Source organism: Streptomyces sp. NPDC058576 (assembly GCF_042718715.1).
In the GTDB taxonomy this organism is placed as follows: Bacteria; Actinomycetota; Actinomycetes; order Streptomycetales; family Streptomycetaceae; genus Streptomyces.
The window spans coordinates 1-23,235 of record NZ_JBHXPF010000078.1; the positions used below are offsets into that span (position 1 = coordinate 1).

General features: G+C 68.9%; 16 protein-coding genes. 11 read left to right on the forward strand and 5 right to left on the reverse strand.

Translation table 11 applies throughout. The features are described 5' to 3' along the window. Positions 1–52: 52 nt before the first annotated feature. Complete coding sequence (locus ACFWRV_RS32905) at positions 53–721, reverse strand: hypothetical protein (protein WP_384339573.1); 669 nt, start codon at positions 719–721, stop codon at positions 53–55. A 98-nt stretch (positions 722–819) separates the two neighbouring features. Between ACFWRV_RS32905 and ACFWRV_RS32910 the strand changes: the two genes are divergently transcribed. After that, the gene (locus tag ACFWRV_RS32910; RefSeq protein ID WP_384339574.1) at positions 820–1,437 is read left to right on the forward strand and encodes a histidine phosphatase family protein; all 618 of its coding nucleotides are present in this window, start codon (positions 820–822) and stop codon (positions 1,435–1,437) included. Positions 1,438–1,568: 131 nt separating this feature from the next. On the opposite strand, the gene ACFWRV_RS32915 is transcribed toward ACFWRV_RS32910, so the two are convergent. After that, positions 1,569–5,450: a GH92 family glycosyl hydrolase gene (locus ACFWRV_RS32915; RefSeq protein ID WP_384339575.1), complete on the reverse strand. Its 3,882-nt coding sequence runs from the start codon at positions 5,448–5,450 to the stop codon at positions 1,569–1,571. A gap of 501 nt (positions 5,451–5,951) precedes the next feature. Here ACFWRV_RS32915 and ngcE point away from each other — a divergent pair. The 9 genes from ngcE to ACFWRV_RS32960 all read left to right on the forward strand — a co-directional run bounded on the left by ngcE (position 5,952) and on the right by ACFWRV_RS32960 (position 18,132). Next, a complete protein-coding gene (gene ngcE, locus ACFWRV_RS32920; protein WP_384339576.1) occupies positions 5,952–7,397 on the forward strand; it encodes an N-acetylglucosamine/diacetylchitobiose ABC transporter substrate-binding protein in 1,446 nt (481 codons plus the stop codon). Between the two features lie 49 nt (positions 7,398–7,446). After that, positions 7,447–8,367, forward strand: coding sequence for a carbohydrate ABC transporter permease (locus tag ACFWRV_RS32925; RefSeq protein ID WP_384339577.1), 921 nt, complete (start codon positions 7,447–7,449; stop codon positions 8,365–8,367). Further along, complete coding sequence (locus ACFWRV_RS32930) at positions 8,367–9,317, forward strand: carbohydrate ABC transporter permease (RefSeq protein ID WP_384339578.1); 951 nt, start codon at positions 8,367–8,369, stop codon at positions 9,315–9,317. Before ACFWRV_RS32925 ends, ACFWRV_RS32930 begins: the two co-directional genes overlap by 1 nt. 215 nt (positions 9,318–9,532) lie before the next feature. Continuing rightward, on the forward strand, positions 9,533–10,732 hold the full coding sequence (locus ACFWRV_RS32935; protein WP_128851134.1) for an ROK family transcriptional regulator: 1,200 nt from the start codon (positions 9,533–9,535) through the stop codon (positions 10,730–10,732). A 120-nt stretch (positions 10,733–10,852) separates the two neighbouring features. Then, positions 10,853–11,965, forward strand: coding sequence for a sugar ABC transporter substrate-binding protein (locus ACFWRV_RS32940; RefSeq protein ID WP_384339579.1), 1,113 nt, complete (start codon positions 10,853–10,855; stop codon positions 11,963–11,965). 321 nt (positions 11,966–12,286) lie between these two features. Further along, complete coding sequence (locus ACFWRV_RS32945) at positions 12,287–13,075, forward strand: ATP-binding cassette domain-containing protein (RefSeq protein WP_384339580.1); 789 nt, start codon at positions 12,287–12,289, stop codon at positions 13,073–13,075. Further along, entirely contained in the window at positions 13,072–14,406 is a 1,335-nt protein-coding gene (locus tag ACFWRV_RS32950) for a sugar ABC transporter permease (protein ID WP_384339581.1), read from the forward strand. Before ACFWRV_RS32945 ends, ACFWRV_RS32950 begins: the two co-directional genes overlap by 4 nt. 164 nt (positions 14,407–14,570) lie before the next feature. After that, the gene (gene dxs, locus ACFWRV_RS32955) at positions 14,571–16,484 is read left to right on the forward strand and encodes a 1-deoxy-D-xylulose-5-phosphate synthase (RefSeq protein ID WP_384339582.1); all 1,914 of its coding nucleotides are present in this window, start codon (positions 14,571–14,573) and stop codon (positions 16,482–16,484) included. Between the two features lie 187 nt (positions 16,485–16,671). Beyond that, complete coding sequence (locus tag ACFWRV_RS32960) at positions 16,672–18,132, forward strand: amino acid permease (RefSeq protein ID WP_384339591.1); 1,461 nt, start codon at positions 16,672–16,674, stop codon at positions 18,130–18,132. 127 nt (positions 18,133–18,259) lie between these two features. Here the strand turns inward: ACFWRV_RS32960 and ACFWRV_RS32965 are convergent, their stop codons facing one another. The 3 genes from ACFWRV_RS32965 to ACFWRV_RS32975 all read right to left on the reverse strand — a co-directional run bounded on the left by ACFWRV_RS32965 (position 18,260) and on the right by ACFWRV_RS32975 (position 21,473). Then, positions 18,260–19,141, reverse strand: a complete 882-nt coding sequence (locus ACFWRV_RS32965) for a hypothetical protein (RefSeq protein ID WP_384339583.1) — start codon at positions 19,139–19,141, stop codon at positions 18,260–18,262. 800 nt (positions 19,142–19,941) lie between these two features. Further along, the gene (locus ACFWRV_RS32970; protein ID WP_384339584.1) at positions 19,942–20,355 is read right to left on the reverse strand and encodes an NTP pyrophosphohydrolase; all 414 of its coding nucleotides are present in this window, start codon (positions 20,353–20,355) and stop codon (positions 19,942–19,944) included. 38 nt (positions 20,356–20,393) lie between these two features. Next, on the reverse strand, positions 20,394–21,473 hold the full coding sequence (locus ACFWRV_RS32975) for an LCP family protein (protein WP_384339585.1): 1,080 nt from the start codon (positions 21,471–21,473) through the stop codon (positions 20,394–20,396). A gap of 291 nt (positions 21,474–21,764) precedes the next feature. On the opposite strand from ACFWRV_RS32975, the gene ACFWRV_RS32980 reads away from it, so the two are divergent. Continuing rightward, positions 21,765–22,847: a hypothetical protein gene (locus tag ACFWRV_RS32980; protein ID WP_384339586.1), complete on the forward strand. Its 1,083-nt coding sequence runs from the start codon at positions 21,765–21,767 to the stop codon at positions 22,845–22,847. The last annotated feature ends 388 nt before the right edge of the window (positions 22,848–23,235 follow it).

A 23,235-nucleotide genomic window follows, 5' to 3' on the forward strand; every position in this document is an offset into this window, starting at 1 on the left:
GGGTGCGGCCCTTGCGCCGTCTTCCTCCCGCCTTCGCCGGCGGAGGGCCGCCTCAGCCCTCCGTCGGCACCCGCGTGAAGTCGACAAGTCGGCAGGTCGTGCCGCGCGGCACCTCGCCGAGGCCGTGGACCTCGTCGACGACGCTCTTGCCGGGCGCCAGGTCGACCACTCCGGTGACGCCGTCGGCGACCTTCGCGCCGTCCTTGTCGAGGAACTCGACCCCGATGGTGTAACTCGCCGTCGTGGAGGAGCCGTTCACGACCTTCACCTTCGCCGACTGCCATCCGATCTGCGGATCGCGCGTGCACGCCGTGATCGTGACGTCCTCCTCCACGTCCGGCTCGGCCGCGGTGGGCTCCGGCGTGGGCTCCGCCGGCTCGTCGGCGTACGGCTCATCGGCGTACGGCTCTTCCTCGTACGGCTCTTCCTCGTACGGCCCTTCGTCGTACGGTTCGGAGTAGGGCGCGTCCGACCGCTCCGGCGGCAGTGCGATGGCGTCCTGGACCGAGGACATCATCGAGTAGACGAGCGCCACCACCGCTCCCGCCACGATGAGCCCGCCGCCCACGGCGAGCGTCACGATCAGCCCCGTACGCTGCTTGTGCGGCGGAGCCGCGGGCGCGGCCCACGGCGAAGGCTCCGCCGCCGGAACAGCCCCCACCGGAAGCCGGCGCTCCGGCTGCGGCTGTTCGGGCGGCGGAGGCGGAAAGTTGTCGGACATGTGGTCCCCCCACGGGAAGTCGTTCAGGTGCGGGGCTTACGGTACGTGGCCCCACCCGCACCACCGGCACCACCTGTACAGGAAGCGAACGGACCCCCATGGGCGAGCTGATCCTCATCCGGCACGGCGAGACCGAATGGTCCCGTTCCGGACAGCACACGAGCTACACCGATCTCCCCCTCACCGACGTCGGGGAGCGCCAGGCCCGCGCGCTCGTCCCGCTGCTGGCCGACCGGCACATCGGGCTCACGCTCGTCAGCCCGCTGATCCGGGCCCGCCGCACCGCCGAACTGGCCGGACTCCCCGCCCCCCGGGTCACCCCCGAGCTGCGGGAGTGGGACTACGGCGGGTACGAGGGCATCACCACCCGCGAGATCCGCCGCACCCGGCCCTTCTGGAACCTGTGGACCGACGGCGTGGACCCCGGCTCCCCGGAGCACCCGGGGGAGAGCCCCGCCCAGATCGGGCAGCGGGCCGACCAGGTGCTCGCGGGCGTCCGGTCGGCAGCCGAGCAGGTCGGGGACGAGGACATCGCGCTCGTCGCGCACTCGCACTTCCTGCGCGTCCTCACCGCCCGCTACCTCGGCCTGACCCCGGCCGAGGGCCGGCTCTTCCAGCTCGCCACCGGCGCCGTCTCCCGGCTCGGCACCGAGCACGGTCGGCCGGTCGTCGCCGCGCTCAACCTGGCCCTGCCCGAAAGCCTCCAGCCGGAGTGAGCGTCACCCCGCCACAAAGCCCCCGGCCGGGGTGGACCTCGATCTCCCCCCAGGCCTCCGACGGGCAGGAACGCCGACGGCCGGCACCCCGCCCTTCGGGGTACCGGCCGCCGGCGCTCACCGCGTGACGATCAGGAGAGCAGCTCCACCTCCGCGAGCGTCGCCGAACCCGTCAGTACCAGCCGGTACTTCGCGTACGAGCCGGGCTTGTCCACCGAGAACACCCGGGTCTGCTTGTCCCAGGCGAACGACTGGCCGGAGCGGCGGTCGATGTCCTTCCACTGCTTGCCGTCGGCCGAGCCCTGGAGCGTCCAGCCCTTCGGTGCCTTGGCCGCCGCCGCCGAGGTCAGCGTGTACTGGATCCCCTTCGTCGCCGAGGACACCGGCAGCTCCACCGACTCGACCGTCGCCGAGGTGGCGGAGGTGTCGTCGAACAGCTCCCCGGCACCCTTCAGCGCATCACCCTTGGGCGTCGGGACCTTGTCGTCCTTCTGCACCGAGACCGGGGCCGCGTCCTTGCCCGTGCCCCAGGCCGACGGCTTCGGGCCCATGTCGAACTCCAGCGTGCCGCCCTTGGCCAGCACGTCGTGCGGGAGCGCCGTGGAGGTCCACTTCTTGCCGTTGACCTTCACGCCCTGCACGTAGATGTTCTTGTCGCTGTTCTTCGGGGCCTTCACGACCAGCTTGCGGCCGTTGTCCATGCGGACGGTGACCTTCTTGAAGAGCGGCGAGCCGATCGCGTACTCCCCGCTGCCCATCACCAGCGGGTAGAAGCCGAGCGAGGAGAAGAGGAACCAGGCCGACTGCTCGCCGTTGTCCTCGTCGCCGTGGATGCCCTGCCCGATCTCGCTGCCGACGTAGAGCCGGCCCAGCACCTCGCGGACCTTCTCCTGCGTCTTGTGGGGCTGCGAGGCCGCGTTGTACATGTACGTGGCGTGGTGGGCGACCTGGTTGCTGTGGCCGTACTGGCCCATCCGCACGTCACGCGCCTCGGTCATCTCGTGGATGACCCCGCCGTAGCTGCCGACGAACTCCGGGCCGGCTGTCTCCGGCGTCGAGAAGTACGTGTCCAGCTTCTTGCCCAGGCCGGCGCGGCCGCCGTACAGGTTGGCCAGGCCCCGGCTGTCCTGCGGGGCGGTGAAGGCGTAGCCCCACCCGTTGGTCTCGGTGTAGTCGTAGCCCCAGACGCGCGGGTCGTACTGGTCCGAGGGCAGCCGCCAGTCGCCGTTGGGCTTCTTGCCCTGGAAGAACCCGGCCTTGTCGTCGAAGAGCTTGACGTACTTCTGCGCCCGGTTCATGAAGTACTCGGACTCTTCCTTGTACCGCGCCTTCTTCGTCTTCTTGTACAGCTCCTGGCCCATGCGGGCGATGCCGTAGTCGTTGACGTAACCCTCCAGGGACCAGGACAGGCCCTCGTGGGTCGCGGTGTTCGCGTAACCGGTGAAGACCGAGGTCTCCAGGCCCTTGCGGCCGACACCCGAGGAGGGCGGGGCCACGGTGGCGTTCTTGAGCGCCGCGTCGTAGGCCGCCTCGGCGTCGAACTTCACGCCCTTGACGTACGCGTCGGCGAACGCCACGTCCGAGCTGGTACCGGTCATCAGGTCCGCGTAGCCGGGAGAGGACCAGCGGGAGGTCCAGCCGCCGTCCTTGTAGTGCTGGACGAATCCGTCCACCAGCTCGCCGGCCTTCTTCGGGGAGAAGAAGGAGTAGGCGGGCCACGTCGTGCGGTAGGTGTCCCAGAAGCCGTTGTTGACGTACACCTCGCCGTCGACGATCTTCGCGCCGGTCTGCGTCGGGGTGTTCTCACCGGTCGCCTTGGAGAAGGGGCTGGCGTACCTGTTCTTGCCCTTCACCTTCTCGTGGCCGGAGTTCGGGTAGAGGTAGAGCCGGTACAGGCTGGAGTAGAGCGTCGTCAGCTGGTCGGCGTTGGCCCCCTCGACCTCGACCGTCCCCAGAATGTCGTCCCAGGAGCCCTGCGCCTTGCGCTGCACCCGGTCGAAGGAGGTGGACTCCGGGATCTCCATGGCCAGGTTCTGCTTCGCCTGGTCGACGCCGATCAGGGAGGTGGCCAGGCGCAGGTTGACCGTGCGGTCCTTGCCCGCGTCGAAGCGGAAGAACCCGGTGACGTCGTCGCCCCCGCCGCCCTTCAGTTTGCCGCTGTCGGTGACCGGCGCGTCGAAGACGCCGTACACGAACATCCGGGTCGCGCCCGTGGACAGGCCGCTCTTGACGTCCGTGTAGCCGGAGAAGGAGCTGGTCTTCGGGTCGAGGGTGATGCCGCCGTCGTTCGAGACGTTGTCGAAGATCAGGCTGGCGTCCTTGCCCGGGTAGGTGAACCGCATCCGGGCCGCGTGGTCGGTCGGGGTCATCTCGGCCTTGAGGCCGTTCTCGAAGGTGACGCCGTAGTAGTGCGGCTTCGCGGTCTCGTTCTCGTGCCGGAACGGCAGCGCGCGGGCCGTACGGGACGCGTCCGGGGTGCCGCTCGCGGCCGAGGGCATCAGCTGGAAGGTCTGCCGGTCGCCCATCCACGGGCTCGGCTCATGGCTCGCGCCGAACGCCTGGAGCGTGGGGAGGTTGTCCGCGTTGTTGCCCCGGTGGTAGTCGTACAGCCAGCTCAGCGAACCGGCGTTGGTCACCGGCGTCCAGAAGTTGAAGCCGTGCGGGACCGCCGTGGCCGGAATGTTGTTCCCGCGCGAGAAGCCGCCGCTGGAGTTGGTGCCGCGGGTGGTCAGCGCGTAGTCCGACAGGTGCGCCTTGCGCTTCTCGGGCTTCTTCGGGGCGATCGTGATGTCGTCGATCCAGCCCTGGAACTTCGCCTTCCCCTTGGGGGAGTCGTACGCCACCAGGATCCGGTCGACCGTCTTGCCCGCGGCGACCGTGCCGAGGCGGGCGGCGACCTTGTTCCACTGGTTGACGTAGAGGCGCTTGGCGTCCGCCTGGCCCTGCGGGGTGAGCAGGCCGCCGTGGCTGTCGGTGGCCTTCAGGTCGCTCAGGTACGTGCCGTCGGTGAAGGCCAGGTCCACCGCGACGTGCGTGGCCGGGTAGTTCAGGTCCGTCTCGCCCATCTGCGGATAGACGAGGTAGGACAGCTCGGTGTCCTTGGTGACGGCCGTGTTCACGTCGAAGATCTTGTTGTACGAGTAGGCGCGTCCGTCGGGCGTGTGCGTACCCGCGTAACGCAGTGCCTTCTTTCCGGTGAATCCCGCGCCCGACTTCGCCGTGGGGGAGCCGGAGGGGCCGCGGTCGGGCTGGCTGCGCATCTCGTCGGGCACCGGCGTGGAGGTGTCACCGTTCGAGAACTGAACGTCGGCGAGCTGGAGCGCGTCCGCGCCGTTGTTCTTCGTGATCTCCAGCCGGAAGTGCCGATAGGCCGCGTCGCCCGCGAAGTCGTAACTCTTCGTCTCCTGCCGCTTGGCGAAGCTCTCGCCGGTGCGTGTGTCGAGGTCGGTCCATTCCTTGCCGTCCGCCGAGCCCTGGAGTGTCCAGTCCTTCGGGTCGCGCTCGGCGTGGTCGTTGGCCGAAGTGAGCGCGTACGTCACGACCTTGACGGGTTCGTCGAGGTCGAACTCGGCCCAGCCGGTCTTCGCGAACGTCAGCCACTTGGAGCCCGGCTCGACGTCGACGAGGTTCTCCTTGACCTCGCCGCCCGCGGTGTTCTCGGCGCTCGCACGGACCTCCGTCACCCGGTCGGTGACATTGCCCGGTATGCCGGAGGAGAAGCCCCCGTCGACGCCGGAGGACTTCTTCTTGCCGTCGGGGCCCTCCTCGACGGTGCTGCGCCAGTCCGGCTGCCGCTCGTCCGCCTCGAAGGAGGTGGCGAAGGCCCGGTCGCCGGACGGCTTCCGGTCCGGCGAGGAGGGTTGCGCGGTGGCGACCGCGGGGGCGATCACCACCAGGGCGAGGGATGCCGCGAGGGCTGCTGCTGTGGGGGTCCGTCTCCGGCGGGGGGCCGGGCGGGGGACCGCGTGAGGGGCTGTGTCGGAGCCGTGGTTGAGGCCGCGTGGTGGCTGCATGCCGAGCCGTTCCTCCCCGGGAAAATGCCTGGACAACGTTGTCATAGCGGGATGCAAGGTCCAGTAGGGAGCCAAGTGACAGGACGTGTCAAGGGTGTTGTCGCGGGGTCCGTCGGCGAATCGGCCGGAATGCGGAAATAGCCGCCGCGGGAGGAGAGCGCGGGACGCCGAGGTATCCGTGAGGTCTCAACTCGGGAAAGACTGCCGCCCAAACCTGCTTTCGATCTTGCTCAGTTGGCGACAAGTGGACTATACCTGTCGGCATCTGCACAGCCGTTTCACGCGGGTGTGCGCGGGGGAAACAGGAACGTCGCGAGGACGCCGGGGGTGTCCTCGCTGTACGGTCTCCCGGCATCCCCACTGCACCGGCTTGTCCGGTACATCTGCATATCCGCATGACCCAAGCGCAACTGACCGCGGTGGCGGGACCCTTCGCCTGAGGCGAGTTTCGACGGGTGACCGGTACACCGCCTGAGTCCTGGAGAAGGCGAGGACTTGAGCATGGGATCCACCTCCGCCCACAACAATGAGGGCCTTGGCCGTCGCGATCTGATCAAGCGTTCTGCCGCACTCGGCCTGATCGCTGTTCCGACGATGAGCTTCCTGTCCGCCTGCGCGAGCGGCGACAGCAGCACCGACGACAAGGTCGAAAAGGGCGAAAAGAGCGACAAGAACCCGCTGGCCGTCAACGGCAGCGCACCGCTGGAGATCGTCATCTTCGACGGTGGCTTCGGCACGAAGTACGCCGAGGACGCCAAGGCCGTCTACGAGAAGACCTACCCCGAGGCCAAGGTCAAGTTCTCGGCGACGCAGAAGATCCAGTCGGTTCTTCAGCCGCGGTTCAACGGTGGCACCCCGCCGGACCTGATCGACAACTCCGGCGCCCAGCAGATGGACATGGGCGTCCTGGTCGGCAAGAAGCAGCTCACCGACCTGACCCCGCTGCTCGACGCCCCCTCCATCGACGACCCGGCCAAGAAGGTCCGCGACACGCTGCGGCCCGGCATCGTCGAGATGGGCCAGTTCGACGGCGACCCGGTCTGGATCATGTACTACGCGTACACGGTCTACGGTGTCTGGTACTCCCAGACCGCGCTGGAGAAGCTCGACGCCACGTACCCGGAGAACTGGGACGACATGCTCGCGCTCTGCGCGAAGGCGAAGAAGCAGGGCATCGCCGGCTGGACCTACCCCGGCAAGCACCCCTACTACCTCCCCTTCTCGCTGTACCCCTTCATCGCCAAGATCGGCGGTGTCGAGGTCCTCGACGCGATCGACAACCTGGAGCCGAAGGCCTGGGAGCACCCCGCGGTCAAGGCGGCCTTCGAGGCGTACTACGAGCTCGTCGCCAAGGACTACATCCTCAAGGGCACCCCGGGCCTCGACCACCGCGGTTCGCAGGGCGCGTGGGCCCGCGGCAAGGCGCTGTTCATCCCGAACGGCTCCTGGGTGGAGAACGAGGAAGCGGCGATCATCCCCAAGGACTTCAAGCTGTCCGTGGGCGCCCCCTCCGGCCTCGACTCCTCGGACAAGATGCCCTTCGGCACCCTCTGGGCGTCCGGCGGTGAGCCGTTCATCGTCCCGAGCAAGGCGAAGAACGTCGAGGGCGGCATGGAGCAGCTGCGCATCATGCTCAGCGAGGCCTCCTCCAAGTCCTTCACCACCAGCACGAAGTCGCTGTCCGCCTTCAACGGCGGCACGGACGGCATCGAGCTCTCCGACGGCCTCAAGTCCGGTGTCGCCGCGCTGGAGAAGGCCGGCACCAACGTGGTCAACCCGCGCCTCCAGGACTGGTACGTGAAGCTCCAGAAGGAGCAGATCGGCGTCGCCGCGCTCGGCGAGATGATGGCGGGCCGTGCCAAGCCGGCCGAGACCATCAAGAAGATCCAGGCCTTCGCCGACGCGACCGCCAAGGACCAGTCCATCAAGCACTTCAAGCACCAGTGACCACGCGTCACCAGCGGCGGGCAGCACGGGAAGGTCGGAGTCGGTAACGATGCAACACGGTAAATACCGGTTCATAGTCGGGTTCTTGGTGGTCCCGATGACGTTGTACGTCATCTTCGTCATCTGGCCCTTCATCCAGTCCATCTACTACTCGTTCACGGACTGGACGGGTCTGAGCCCCGACTTCAAGATGGTCGGGTTCGACAACTACACCAAGATGCTCGACGACGACATCTTCTGGAAATCGCTGCAGCACAGCGTGCTGCTGGCCATTCTGCTGCCGCTGGTGACGCTCGGCCTCGCGCTCTTCTTCGCCTTCATGCTCAACGTGGGCGGCCGGCGCCGCAAGGGCGCCGCCGTCACCGGCGTCCGGGGCTCGGGGTTCTACAAGATCGCGTACTTCTTCCCGCAGGTGCTCTCGATCGCGATCGTGGCCATCCTGTTCCAGTTCGCCTTCGACCCGGCCCAGGGCATGATCAACGGAACGCTCAAGGCCGTCGGCTTCGACGACGTGCCGAACTGGCTGGGCGATCCGCAGCTGGCCCTGTGGGTCATCATGGCGGTCCTCGTCTGGTGCACGACCGGCTTCTTCGTGGTGCTGTTCTCCGCGGGCATGGCCTCCATCCCCAAGGACTTCTACGAAGCCGCCCTGCTGGACGGGGCGAGCCGGTTCACGACCTTCTTCCGGATCACGCTGCCCCTGCTGTGGGACACGGTCCAGTCCGGCTGGGTCTACATGGGCATCCTGGCGCTCGGCGCCGAGGGCTTCGCGATCGTCCACATCATGAGCGTCGGTCCCGGCGGGCCCGACTACTCGACCACCGTCCTGCCGCTGTACGTCTACCAGTCGGCGTTCCGTGACGGACAGGCGGGCTACGCGACCACGATCGGTGTCGCCCTGCTCATCGTGACGCTGGCGTTCGCCGCCATCGTCATGCGGGTGGGCCGGCGCGAGCGGCTGGAGTTCTGATGAAGACCACTGACACCCCTCCCTCCGGGCACTCCGGGTCCCCCTCCGACGCCGACGCGGCCAAGGTCCCGGCGCAGCGCACCAAAACGGTCTCCAAGGGCTCGTCGGCCCCCAGGAAGAGCGGCGAGGGCCAGGTTCTCAACGTCTTCTCGCACGGGATGCTGATCCTGTGGGCGATCATGGTCGTCCTGCCGCTGTTCTGGGCGGTGATGTCCTCGTTCAAGACCGACTCGGACATCTTCAACACCCCGTGGTCGCTGCCCAGCTCGCTGAGCTTCGACGCCTGGGGCCGGGCCTGGAGCCAGGCCCACATGAGCGAGTACTTCCTGAACACCATCCTGGTGGTGGGCGGCTCTCTCACCGGCACCCTGGTCCTCGGGTCCATGGCCGCCTATGTGCTCGCCCGCTTCGAGTTCCCGGGCAACCGCTTCATCTACTTCTTGTTCGTCGGCGGCATGAGCTTCCCGATCATGCTCGCGCTGGTCCCGCTGTTCTACGTCATGGACAACATGGGGCTGCTGAACACGATCCACGGCCTGATCCTCGTGTACATCGCGTACTCGCTGCCGTTCACCGTGTTCTTCCTGACCTCGTTCTTCCGTACGCTGCCGACCTCGGTGGCGGAGGCGTCGATCATCGACGGGGCCTCCCACACCCGCACGTTCTTCCAGGTCATGCTGCCGATGGCGAAGCCCGGCCTGATCAGCGTCGGGATCTTCAACTTCCTGGGGCAGTGGAACCAGTACATGCTGCCCACGGTGCTGAACACCGACCCGGAGAAGCGCGTGCTGGCCCAGGGCCTGGTGGAGCTGGCCTCCAGCCAGGGCTACAAGGGCGACTACTCCGGCCTCTTCGCCGGTCTGGTGATCGCGATGCTGCCCGTGCTGGCCGCGTACATCGTCTTCCAGCGCCAGGTCGTCTCCGGTCTGACGGCGGGCGCGCTGAAGTAGGTCACGTATCCACAACAACCCGGTGCCCCGGCGGAGTCTCCGCCGGGGCACCGGGCCGTTGTGCGGGTGCGCGGGTGCTCAGGTCTTGACGGGAGGCACCCCCGAACGGTCAGCTTAGAGTTCACATGTTGGAGGAAGCCGGGGTCTCATCGCTGCGGCCCCGGCCGGGGCGGTCCTCAACCGACCGCCCGCCAAGGGCAGGAGTGGATGAGTCGATGGAGACTCCCGGGTCGCAGACATCGCTGCACAGGGCCAATCTGGAGCGGGTCGTACGCGCCGTACGGATGGCAGGATCGCTCACCCAGGCGGAGATCGCCCGGAGCACCGGCCTCTCCGCGGCCACCGTCTCCAATATCGTCCGGGAGCTGAAGGACGGCGGAACGGTCGAGGTCACCCCCACCTCGGCGGGCGGCCGGCGGGCCCGCAGCGTCTCGCTCAGCGGCGACGCGGGCATCGTCATCGGCGTCGACTTCGGCCATACGCATCTGCGCGTCGCCGTCGGCAACCTCGCCCACCAGGTGCTCGCCGAGGAGTCCGAGCCGCTGGACGTCGACGCCTCGTCCGCGGAGGGGTTCGACCGGGCGGAAGTGCTGGTCAAGCGGCTGATCGAGGCCACCGGGATCGGCCCGGACAAGGTGATCGGCGTCGGTCTCGGCGTGCCGGGCCCCATCGACGTCGAGTCCGGCACGCTGGGCTCCACCTCGATCCTGCCGGGCTGGACGGGCATCAACCCCAGCGAGGAGCTCTCCGGCCGCCTCGGCGTGCCCGTGTACGTCGACAACGACGCCAACCTCGGCGCCCTGGGCGAGCTGGTCTGGGGCAGCGGCAGGGGCGTCAAGGACCTCGCGTACATCAAGGTGGCCAGCGGCGTGGGCGCCGGTCTGGTGATCGACGGGACCATCTACCGGGGCCCCGGCGGCACGGCCGGCGAGATCGGGCACATCACGCTGGACGAGTCGGGCCCGGTCTGCCGCTGCGGCAACCGCGGCTGCCTGGAGACCTTCACCGCCGCCCGCTACGTCCTGCCGCTGCTCCAGCCCAGCCACGGCCCCGGGCTCACCATGGAACGGGTGGTCCAGCTGGCCCGGGAGGGCGATCCGGGCTGCCGCCGGGTGATCGGCGACGTCGGACGCCACATAGGCAGTGGCGTGGCCAATCTGTGCAATCTGCTCAACCCCAGCCGCGTCGTGCTCGGCGGCTCGCTGGCGGAGGCCGGGGAGCTGGTCCTGGGGCCGATACGGGACTCCGTGTCGCGCTACGCGATCCCCAGCGCCGCCCGGCAGCTCTCGGTCCTTCCCGGGGCGCTCGGCGGCCGTGCCGAAGTGCTCGGCGCACTCGCCCTGGTGCTCAGCGAGATGGGGGATTCAACCCTTTTGGAGAGCACCCTCCCCGCGGCGACTCCTGCCTTCACTTAGATAACGAATGGCACCGTTGTCATCTCGTTAAGGATTTACTCCTTGACGCTGGCGCTGGGGCCGAGTTGACTTCCAGCCACCTCGGCCGCAACGTCGCGGCCTCGTCAGGGAGGTTCGAGAATGAACACGCGTATGCGTCGTGCCGCCGTTGCCGTTGCCGCCACCACGATGGCGATCTCGCTGGCCGCTTGCGGGAGCGCCAAGGAGTCCGGCGACAAGGCCGAAGGGAGCTCGGAGAAGAAGGGCGACGACCTCAAGATAGGTCTGCTCCTCCCCGAGAACCAGACGGCCCGTTACGAGAAGTTCGACCGGCCGATCATCGAGAAGAAGATCAGCGAGCTCACCGACGGCAAGGCGAAGGTCACCTACGCCAACGCCAAGCAGGATGCGAACACGCAGGCGCAGCAGGTCGACACCATGATCACCAACAAGGTCGACGCCCTCATCCTGGGCTCGGTCGACTCCAAGGCGATCGCCAACAGCGTCAAGAAGGCCAAGGACGCCGGCATCCCGGTCGTCGCCTTCGACCGCCTCGCCGAGGGCCCCATCGACGCCTACACCTCCTTCGACAACGAAGAGGTCGGCCGGGCCCAGGGCACCGCCCTGCTGGAGGCCCTGGGCGACAAGGCCGACGGTGGCACGATCGTGATGATGAACGGCGCGATCACCGACCCGAACGCCGCGCTCTTCAAGAAGGGCGCCAAGTCCGTCCTCGACGGCAAGGTGAAGTACGGCAAGGAGTACGACACCAAGGAGTGGAAGCCGGAGAACGCCAACGCCAACATGGAAGCGGCGATCACCGCGCTCGGCAAGGACAAGATCGACGGCGTCTACTCGGCCAACGACGGCATGGCGGGCGGCATCATCACCGCCCTCAAGGGCGCCGGCCTCTCACCGCTCCCGCCGGTCACCGGCCAGGACGCCGAGCTCGCGGGCGTGCAGCGCATCGTCAGCGGTGAGCAGTTCATGAGCGTCTACAAGTCCTACCCCGCCGAAGGCATCGTCGCCGCGGAGATGGCCGTCGCCCTCGCGAAGGGCGAGAAGCTCGACTCCATCGCCACCTCGAAGGTCGACAGCGCCACCACCAAGAGCATCCCGACGGTCCTCGTCCCGGTCGTCTCGCTGACCAAGGACAACATCCAGGACACCGTCCTCAAGGACGGCATCTGGACGCTGGACGAGATCTGCACGGCCAAGTACAAGGCCGCCTGCGACAAGATCGGTCTGAAGTAGGCCCCGGGGGGCCTGTCGTCGAACGACGGGCCCCGGGGACCCCGGCCCGCCCCCGAGCGGCCGGGTCCCGTCCGCCGTACCACCGGCCGTGACGCCCGCCCCGCCCCCGCGGGGGCGAAGCGGCCCACCCGCCCGCGCACGCGAGCGCCGGTCCCACCGGCCCGCACGCGCCACGAAGCCTGTCCGGCGTCCCGCACACCAACCGTCCCGCTACCGGGCGGGGCGCCGGACGGAACGCTCACACCTCATCTGTTCTCTTTGCTCGACACCGCCGCGCCTTCCCCCGGGCGCGGCATCCCCGCCGGTCAGGCGGCGAAGGAGATGGTTCATGTGTCCGCTACGCCCGTGCTGGCGTTGCGAGGGGTCTCCAAGCGCTTCGGTGCCGTCCAGGTACTCACCGATGTAGAGCTTGAGGTCCACGCCGGCGAGGTGGTCGCCCTGGTCGGCGACAACGGCGCCGGTAAATCAACGCTGGTCAAGACGATCGCCGGAGTTCACCCCATCGATGAGGGAGTCATCGAGTGGGAGGGCCGGGCGGTGCAGATCGACAAGCCGCACGACGCCCAGAACCTCGGCGTCGCGACCGTCTATCAGGACCTCGCGCTGTGCGACAACATCGATGTCGTCGGCAACCTCTACCTGGGCCGGGAGCTGCGCAGGTTCGGCATCATGGACGAGGTGGAGATGGAGCGCCGCTCCCGCGAGCTGCTGTCCACGCTGTCCATCCGGATCCCGAGCGTCCGCATCCCGATCGCCTCGCTCTCCGGCGGCCAGCGCCAGACCGTGGCCATCGCCCGGTCGATGCTCGGTGAGCCCAAGCTCGTCATCCTCGACGAGCCGACCGCCGCCCTCGGCGTCGAGCAGACCGCCCAGGTCCTCGACCTCGTCGAGCGGCTGCGCGAGCGCGGCCACGCGGTCATCCTCATCAGCCACAACATGGCCGATGTGAAGGCCGTGGCCGACAAGGTCGCCGTGCTCCGGCTGGGCCGGAACAACGGTGTCTTCGATGTGAAGACCACCTCCCAGGAAGAGATCATCTCCGCCATCACGGGCGCCACGGACAACGCCGTGACCCGACGTGCGGCGCGCAACGCGGAGGTTTCCAAGTGACCACCGACGAGACCACCAACACGGTGGACAAGAACAGCACCTCGCTGGACAAGGGCACCGCCCCGGCGGACACGCCGCCGGTCGGCAACCCGGACGCCGCCGAGGGAGCCGCCACGGTCGTCGACCCCCGCCTGCTCATCCGCGAGCAGGGCTTCGCCGGGTACCTCACCGAGTTCAAGCGCAAGATCAGCGGCGGTGACCTGGGCTCCATCCCGGTGGTCGTCGGCCTCGCGATCATCGCCATCGTCTTCCAGAGCATGAACTCCGAGTTCCTCTCGGCGAAGAACATCAGCGACATCGCCACCACGATGGTCGCCACCGGCATGATGGCCGTGGGCATTATCTTCGTCCTGCTGCTCGGCGAGATCGACCTCTCGGTCGGCTCCGTCTCCGGCGTCTCCGGCGCCTTGGTCGCGGTGCTCAGCGTCACCCAGGGCATGAACGAATGGCTGGCGATCGTCGTCGCCATCGTCAGCGGCGCGGTGATGGGCGCGATCCACGGCTTCTTCTTCGCCCGGATCGGGGCGCCCGCCTTCGCCGTCACCCTGGCCGGCCTGCTGTTCTGGCTCGGCTTCATGCTCCAGCTGCTCGGCGACTCCGGCACGATCAACCTGGACGGCGAAGGGGTGGTCGGCAAGCTGACCACGTACTACTTCACCGACGTCGCCGCCGCCTACGGGCTCGCCGCCGTCGCGGTGATCGGCTACTTCCTCGCCGCCTTCCTGGACACCCGCCGCCGCGAGGCCGCGGGCATCCCGGCCCGGCCGATCGCCGACATCGCCGTGCGCACGGCCGTGCTCGCGGTGTTCGCCTTCGCCGCCGCGTACATGTTCAACCAGTACCGCGGCCTGCCGCTCGCGCTGGTCCTCTTCCTGATCGTCCTGGTCGGCACGGACTTCCTGCTCCGCCGGACGGCCTACGGGCGGAAGATCTTCGCGCTCGGCGGCAGCGTCGAGGCCTCCCGGCGCGCCGGCATCAACGTCACCGCGATCCGGATCTCCGTCTTCTCGATCGCGGGGACCTTCGCGGCGATCGGCGGCCTGTTCTGGGCCTCCAAGATCGCGGCGGCCAACCAGGGCTCCGGCACCGGCGACCTCCTGATGAACGTCATCGCGGCGGCCGTCATCGGCGGCACGAGCCTCTTCGGCGGCCGCGGCCGCACCTGGAACGCCCTGCTCGGCGTCATGGTGATCGTCTCGATCCAGTACGGGCTGTCGCTGGAAGGCATCGCCACGCCGATCCAGTACATGGTCACCGGCGCCGTGCTTCTCGCCACGGTCGTCATCGACTCCGTCACCCGTAAGACGCAGAAGACCGCGGGTCGCGCCTGACCGCACGTTCGCGCAGGTGCCCGGCGGCCCGAGGGGGGCCGCCGGGCACCTGCGCGTGTCCGGGTATCGCTACGAACAGGGCCGCCCGCTGCTCACGTCCGGTAGCGGAACATTAGACTCATCGGATCGGCACGCTCGATCAGCTCAAACGCAAGGAGGCACGGGTGGATCTGCTGACCCGCATCAAGGGACCGCGCGACCTGGACCGGCTCAGCCTCGGTGAGCTGGACCAGCTCGCGGAGGAGATCCGTACCTTCCTGGTGGACGCGGTGTCCAAGACCGGCGGCCACCTCGGACCCAACCTGGGCGTCGTCGAGCTCACCATCGCCCTGCACCGCGTCTTCGAGTCCCCCAAGGACAAGGTCCTGTGGGACACCGGCCACCAGGCCTACGTCCACAAGCTGCTCACCGGCCGCCAGGACTTCTCCCGGCTCAAGAGCAAGGGCGGCCTCTCCGGCTACCCCTCCCGCGCCGAGTCCGACCACGACATCATCGAGAACAGCCACGCCTCCGGGGTCCTCGGCTGGGCCGACGGCCTCGCCAAGGCGAACGAGGTCCTGAAGAAGGACGACCACGTCGTCGCGGTCATCGGTGACGGCGCGCTCACCGGCGGTATGGCCTGGGAGGCGCTGAACAACATCGCCGCCGCCAAGGACCGCCCCCTCGTCATCGTCGTCAACGACAACGAGCGCTCCTACGCCCCGACCATCGGCGGCCTCGCCAACCACCTCGCCACGCTCCGTACGACCGACGGTTACGAACGGTTCCTGGCCCGCGGCAAGGACTTCCTGGAGCGCACGCCCGTCGTCGGCCGCCCGCTGTACGACACCCTGCACGGCGCCAAGAAGGGCCTCAAGGACTTCATCGCCCCGCAGGGCATGTTCGAGGACCTCGGCCTGAAGTACGTGGGCCCGATCGACGGCCACGACGTCGAGGCCCTGGAATCCGCGCTCCAGCGCGCCAAACGCTTCGGCGGCCCGGTCATCGTGCACTGCCTCACCCAGAAGGGCCGCGGCTACACCCCGGCTCTGGAGGACGAGGCCGACCGCTTCCACGCGGTGGGCAAGATCCACCCGGACACCGGCCTGCCGATCTCCACCTCCGGCCTCGACTGGACCTCCGTCTTCGGCGAGGAGATGGTCAAGCTCGGCCAGGAGCGCGAGGACATCGTCGCGATCACCGCGGCCATGCTCCAGCCCGTCGGCCTCGGCAGGTTCGAGGAGGCCTTCCCGGACCGGATCTACGACGTCGGCATCGCCGAGCAGCACGGCGCGGTCTCCGCGGCGGGCCTCGCCACCGGCGGCCTGCACCCGGTCTTCGCGGTCTACGCCACCTTCCTCAACCGGGCCTTCGACCAGGTCCTGATGGACGTCGCCCTGCACAAGTGCGGCGTCACCTTCGTCCTGGACCGAGCCGGCATCACCGGCACGGACGGCGCCTCGCACAACGGCATGTGGGACATGTCGATCCTCCAGTGCGTGCCCACGCTCCGGATCGCCGCCCCGCGCGACGCCGACCAGGTCCGCGCCCAGCTGCGCGAGGCCGTCGCCGTCGACGACGCGCCCACCGTGGTCCGCTTCTCCAAGGGGGCGGTCGGCCCCGCCGTCAAGGCGGTCGGCAAGGCCGGCGGCATGGACATCCTGCGGGAGCCGAAGGCGGACCGCCCGGACGTCCTCATCGTCTCCGTGGGCGCGCTCGCTCCGATGTGCCTGGAGATCGCCGACCTGCTGGACGCCCAGGGCATCTCCAGCACCGTCGTCGACCCCCGCTGGGTCAAGCCCGTCGACGAGGCGCTCGCCCCGCTCGCCGAGCACCACCGCGTCGTCGTCACCGTCGAGGACAACAGCCGCGCCGGAGGAGTCGGCTCCGCCGTCGCCCAGGCCCTGCGCGACGCCGGGGTCGACGTACCGCTGCGCGACTTCGGCATCCCGCCGGTCTTCCTCGACCACGCCTCCCGCGGCGAGGTCATGGCCGAGATCGGTCTGACCGCGCCGGACATCGCCCGGCAGGTCACGGGCCTGGTCGCCAAGCTCGACGGCCGCTTCGAGAGCCGCGCGGTGCAGCCCGCTCGCGACTGATCCGCCCCTCCGTACGGCCGATGGGCCGGGAGAACCGCCCCTGTACGGGTGGTTCTCCCGGCCCATTCGCGTGAAACGGGCCGGATGGCGCGTTCCCACGCCTGACCGGTCCGAATCATGGCGTTCACAACGAATGCGTGGAGGTACGCAGGTGAGCGCGCAGGTCACACCACCCCGCGGAAACGGCATGTTCCGCACCAAGTCCGTCGAACAGTCGATTCGTGACACCGAGGAGCCGGAACACGGACTCAAGAAGTCCCTCTCGGCCCTGGACCTGACGGTCTTCGGCGTCGGCGTCATCATCGGCACCGGCATCTTCGTCCTCACCGGCCAGGTCGCCAAGGAGACGGCGGGCCCCGCCACCGCCATCGCGTTCGTCGCGGCGGGCGTCGTGTGCGCGCTGGCCGCGCTCTGCTACGCCGAGTTCGCCTCCACCGTCCCGGTGGCCGGCTCCGCGTACACCTTCGCGTACGCCTCGCTGGGCGAACTGGTGGCCTGGATCATCGGCTGGGACCTGGTGCTGGAATTCGCCCTGGGCACCGCGGTGGTCGCGGTCGGCTGGTCCGGATACGTCCGTTCCCTGATGGACAACGTCGACTGGACGATGCCCGAGGTGCTGTCGGGACCGGACGTGGCGGAAGGTTTCGGCTTCGACATCCTGGCCTTCGCCCTGGTCCTGGTGCTGACCGTCATCCTGGTCATCGGCATGAAGCTGTCCGCCCGGGTCACCTCGGTCGTGGTGGCGATCAAGGTCGGCGTGGTCCTCATGGTGATCATCGCGGGCCTCTTCTTCATCAAGGCCGAGAACTACAAGCCCTTCATCCCGCCGGCCGAGACGCAGGATACGGGCGGCGGCTGGGACGCCCCGCTGGTTCAGCTGATGTTCGGTTACGAACCCACCAACTTCGGCGTGATGGGCATCTTCACCGCCGCCTCCATCGTCTTCTTCGCCTTCATCGGCTTCGACGTGGTCGCCACCGCCGCCGAGGAGACCAAGCTGCCCCAGCGCGACATGCCGCGCGGCATCCTCGGCTCGCTCATCATCTGCACGGTGCTCTACGTGGCGGTCTCCCTCGTGGTCACCGGCATGCAGAACTACCGCGAACTGTCCGTCAGCGCCCCGCTCGCCGACGCGTTCAAGGCCACCGGGCACCCCTTCTACGCCGGACTGATCAGCTTCGGCGCGGCGGTCGGCCTCACCACGGTCTGCATGATCCTGCTGCTCGGCCAGACCCGCGTCTTCTTCGCGATGAGCCGCGACGGCCTGCTGCCGCGCTTCTTCTCCAAGACGCACCCGCGCTTCCACACCCCGTACCGACCGACGATCCTGCTCGGCGTGCTGATCGCGATCATCGCCGGGTTCACCAGCATCGAGGAGCTGGCCACCCTGGTGAACATCGGCACGCTCTTCGCGTTCGTCGTCGTCGCCCTCGGCGTCCTGGTCCTGCGCCGCACCCAGCCGGACCTGCCCCGCGCGTTCCGTACCCCGTGGGTGCCGGTGCTCCCGATCGTCTCGGTGGCCGCCTCGGTCTGGCTGATGCTGAACCTGCCCGTGGAGACCTGGGTGCGCTTCGGCGCCTGGATGGTCCTCGGCGTCGTCGTCTACTTCGTCTACGGGCGCTCCCACAGCCGCATGGCCAAGGAGTGACAGCCGGTCGTGAGAAGGGCCGGCGTCGGCGTGGAAGCCGACGATGTGCCGCTGCCGAACGGAGGAGCCCCCCGGGTGCGGACCCGGGGGGCTCCTCCGTGGGCCGGAGAGCGATCGGCCGAGGCCGTCACACCGTCAGCTTGACGGCCTCGAACCAGTTGTTGTTGTCGGTGGTGCCGACGAACATGTACTCAGGTCGGCCGTTCTTGCAGAACTGCGGTCCCCAGCCGCCGTTCTGCATCTTGGCGGTGTGGCAGACGTTGCCCTTGCCGACGTTCATGGCGAAGCCCGTCAGGAACGGAGCGCCCGGCTTCGAACTGCCGATGTAGTTGTTCTTGCCGTCGCCGACGACGGCTGTCCAGCTCGGAGCCCATTTCGCCTGGCCGCTCGACGAACCCCCCTCGTGCAGCAGAGCGTTGGCCGAGGAGCCTTCGACGTTCCGGACCGCGATGTTGAGCGCCGTGATCTTCTTGCCCTGCCCCGCTGTCCCGGTCATCGTCCCGTCGCACACGGCCGGCTGCCACCCCTGACCGGAGACGAAGGCCCGATAGCAGATGTGCCGCCCCTGGGGGTCGCTCTGGGCGAGGCTCTCCAACGCGGCGGCCGCCGTCCCCTGTGGTGCGCCCGTCGCCGCCCTCTTCTCCGGCTTCTTCTCCGCCGGTTTGCTCGCCGAAGGGCTCGGGGACGGAGGCACGACCACCGGCTTGGGCGCCGGCGGGACGGAGGGCTTCACCTTCTCCTTCTTGCTGGGTTTCACGGAGGGTTTCGGCGACTCACTGGTGTAGGTCTCCGGGGCCGGAGGGCGTTGAGCGTCCAGAACCGTGCCCGCCGCGTTCTGGGTCTGGTCCTTCTCGGGCTTGCGGTCGTCGTCCTGCCCCGCTACGAGGAACGGCACCGAGATCAGGACCGCGCCGACGATCGCCGCAGCGGCCAGCATCGGCTTCTTGGGCCTGTTGCCGGGCGGCTCCTCGTCCGTGTGCGTCCCCGCCCCACCGCCCGGAGACGCCACGGCCGTCGCGGCTTCCGGGGATCCGCCGGGGGCGGCTGCCGCGGTCGGTTCCGAGGAGGGCTCCGCCGCCGAAGCCGCGCCCGTTCCTTCGGCAGCGGCACCGGCTGATGCCGTTGCCGAGGGCTTCCTCTCCGAGGGCTTCGGAGTGCCGGTACTGCGAGGGGCTGCGGTGCCGACAGGGGCCTCCGCTTCTTGCTTCTGCGGGGCCGCCTCCCGCGAGGCCGGCTGCTCGGCGCCGTTGTCCTGCTCAGGGTCGCTCGACGGGCTGTGAGCGCTCGCGTCCGGGTCGGCCGACGAGGACGGGATGCCGCGGCGGCCGTGCTGAGCGCCCGGCGTCAGAGCGTCGCCGGGGTCCCCCGCGGTGCCTCGCATGGTGACGGCCCGACGGACGGAGACCGGTGGAGTCGCGGACGCTCCGGTCGCGGATCCTCCGTTCGTCCCGGACGGAGCCTGCCGCGGTGGTATGTGACTGCCAGGATCGTGCTCTTGTGCCATGCGCTTTCCTTACTCACGTCTGGATCAGGAGCGATGTCGAGAACCGGCGCCGAGTGCACCTCGCCCAGGAACTCACCCCGACCGATCCGGCAGGTCGAGTGAGTGAAGTGCCGGACATGGCAGACGACTTCGCGTGCGACCGCGAGCGCCGACGGGGCACAGCACCGGGGGCGGGCCGGCGTGCGGGGGCTCGTGGTACGCCTTGACGGCCCGGGTCCGGGACGACGGTACAGGAACCCGCCGTGCCGCAGGGGCCGCGCCTGCCTCTTCGATCCCGAAAAGAACAGCCTTCACCGAAATCTTCATCAGCCCGTGCACTCGTTCCCACGCCGGCGCAGCGGTCGTACCGTACGGGGCCCCACGCACCGGACCCCGTATGCCTCGACCCGCTGCCGCAGTCCGCGGTCGGCGGTGACGACGACGCACTCCCGGTCCGGGACGGCGGCGGCCGCCAGTTCGGCGATCAGGTCGTCACCGCTGCCGGGAGCCGATGCGACCCGGACCCCGGCCACGGAGTCGACGCCCCGGGCGGCTCCCTCGACCACGAGCACGATCTCGACCGGGCCGGGCAGCCCCGGCAGCCCGGCCGCGGCGTACGGGACCAGCGAGTCGCGCAGCCGGACCGCCGCCCCGCGCCGGTCCCGCCACCAGCCGTCGGGCACGGACCCGACCACATTGGCGGCGTCCACGATCACCCGTACCGTTGCGTGCTCGCTCATCCCGGCAGGGTGTCACGGGGGAGCGGTACGACGGCCCGTCAGCCCCCGGTGGCGGGGGACTTCTTCGCTTCCTCGGGGATCGTGGTGTCCTCGCGGATCGCCTTCCACAGCTGACCCGACTGCGGTTCGGAGGCGATCACCCGGTTCGGGTCGATCTTGTCGTACGCCACCGGCAGCATGATCGTCTCCATGGAGGCCGGGTCGACGCCGTTCATGGAGCGGGCGAACTCCGCCAGCGAGGTGAGCGAGGCGAGAGAGGAGTCCGTGGTGAGCGACTTGGTGGCGGACTTGGCGATCTTGTACGAGTTCGTCGGACTGCCCAGCAGATCCTGCGACTTGACCTCGGTCAGCAGGGCCATCAGGAACTGCTGCTGGAGACCGATGCGGCCGAGGTCGCTGCCGTCGCCGATGCCGTGCCGGGTCCGCACGTACGCCAGGGACTCGGTGCCGTCCAGCTTCTGCGGGCCGGCGGTGAGGTTCAGCCCCGACGCCTTGTCGTCGATGTCCTGCGGTACGTCGACGGTGACTCCGCCGATGGCGTCGACCAGGTCCTTGAACCCGGCGAAGTTGATCTCCAGGTAGTGGTCGATGCGGACGCCCGACATCTTCTCCACCGTCTTCACCACGCAGGCCGGACCGACCTGCGCGTAGACGGAGTTGAACATGACGCGGTCCTTCGACGAGACCGGGGAGCCGTTGTCCCCGACGCACTCGGGCCGGGTCACCAGCGTGTCGCGCGGAATGGAGACGGCGACCGCCTTCGACCGGCCCTCGGGTATGTGCACCACCATCGCCGTGTCGGAGCGCGCGCCGCCGACGGCCCCGCCGCCGCCCAGCTCCTTGTTCTCCGCCCCGGCGCGCGAGTCCGAGCCGAGGACCAGCAGGTTCTGCCCGCTGGTGGGGAGCTTCTCCGGGCGGTCCTCACCGAGCGCCTTGTTGATGTCGACGCCCTTGATGTTTCCGTCGAGCTGGCTGTAGAGCCAGTAGAGGGTGCCACCGGTGGCGAGCAGCAGGACGAGCAGGACACCGAGTGTGATCTTGAGACCGCGGCGGCGCTTGCGCGGCTTGGCCGCACGTCGGGAGGCGCGGGGGCCCGGGGCTGTGACGTCGTCGCTCATCCTGCTTCGAGTCCCTTGGTCTCGCGGCCCCGTGGGGCTGTGGCGGGTGGACTCGGGTGGGGGGAGGAGCCGGTCCGAAAGTCGTGGTTCAGCGAACTATAGACAATGCGTCGAGCGTTCGTGCGATTCCTGTGTGGGTCCGTACGGCTCCAGGGGTGCCGTGTCACCGTGTGAACGGCGGGTGATCTTCATCGCCTGAGCGCCCGCTGTTCGCTCGCTGTGAGGGTCTAGGATGACTCCCATTCGAAATCACGTGCAATGGGTCGAACGCCTGGAAGGGGGTGGGGAGCTTTGCTCGAACGGACCGTCCGCCGGGACTCCGCGTCCACCCCCGCCGCCCCGGGGCTGAGCGGCATCTGGTTCGCCAGGGGCCGGGACGGCAGACTCGCCGTCTACGCCCCGTGCGAGGGCGGCCTGAATCGCTGGACCGAGACGCGGCCCGGATCCCAGGACTGGGGCCGGCCCGCCCTGGTGCCGGTCCCGGGCCTCACCCACCTGTCCGTGACGCAGGACGCCAACGCCTACGTCCATTTCGTCGGCCGCCGCGAGGTACGGGGGTCCGGCGGGCGAACCGTCGTCGACATCGTGTACGCCATCCAGTACCAGCCCGGGCGTCCCGTCTCGGGCTGGAGTTCGCTCGGCAATCCCCACAAGGGCACCGAGGCCGCCGCGCTGCTGGGGGAGCCCGAGGTCGTCGTGACGGCCTCCGGGATGGTCCACATCTTCGTGCGGAACGCCGACGGCGGTCTGGCGTTGCGGCGTGAGCAGAGCGACGGCAAGTGGCGCGGGTGGGACGACCGCGGGGGTGCCGGGATCGAGTCCGTCCTCGCGGCGATCGCTCTCGGATCGGGCCGTATCGAGTTGTTCGCGACCACGGTGGAGGGCGTCCTGCACTGGTCCCAGCAGGCGGCGGGCGGGGCGCTCGGCCAAGGGCGGCCGGCCCGGGTCGCGGCGCTGCCGGGGACGGTGGCGGTGCTGGAGACAGGGCCCGACCGGCCCACCTTCTACTGGACCGACCCCGAGGGCCACGGCGTGGTGGCCTACCGGGCGGGGGCGTGGCCGGTGGCGCTCGGTGGGATTCCGGGCGAGGGTCCGCACACCGCGCTCCGGGCGTTCCTGGACGGATACGACTGCACGGTGCTCGCCCACCGGGGGGCCGACGGCACCGCGGTGGTCGGAGTGGGTGTCACGGAGGACGAGGGCAACGGGGTCTGGTGGTCCGACACGGGTGTGACGTGTCTCGCGCCGCCCGCCCTGGCCCTGGATGCCTTCGGCCGGGTCGTGGTCGCGGTGGTCGGCAAGGACGGAACCGTCGAAGTGGCCCGGCAGACGGACGCCCCGGGCCTGACGCTCTCGGAGTGGCGAAGACTCTGAGCCGGAGCGCGGGACCGAGGGCCGTACGCCCCGCATGGTCCTCGTCGAGTACCCCACCGCGCGAAAATCCCGGCTTTACAGATCGTCTGAGGCTCCCAAAGGTTGTGCGTCGCGGAGTATGGCGCATGTCACGTACCCATGTCGAGTGCCGATTCAGAACATGTGCTGAATCTGCACATTGACAACTTTTCATGTTCACTTAAGATTTTCGACTGACGCAACAGTTCGAGAGCTGAGCCGCAGGCGATCGGCGGGGGTGAGCCCGACTTCGAGTCGACGGGGACTCGTCGGGGGCGGTGTGCGGTGTCGGAAGCGGATGTGACGCAGGTGATTGACCCCTGCCTCGAACTGGAGTGTGAAGTATGTCTGGTGGGCCCCGTCTGAGTGT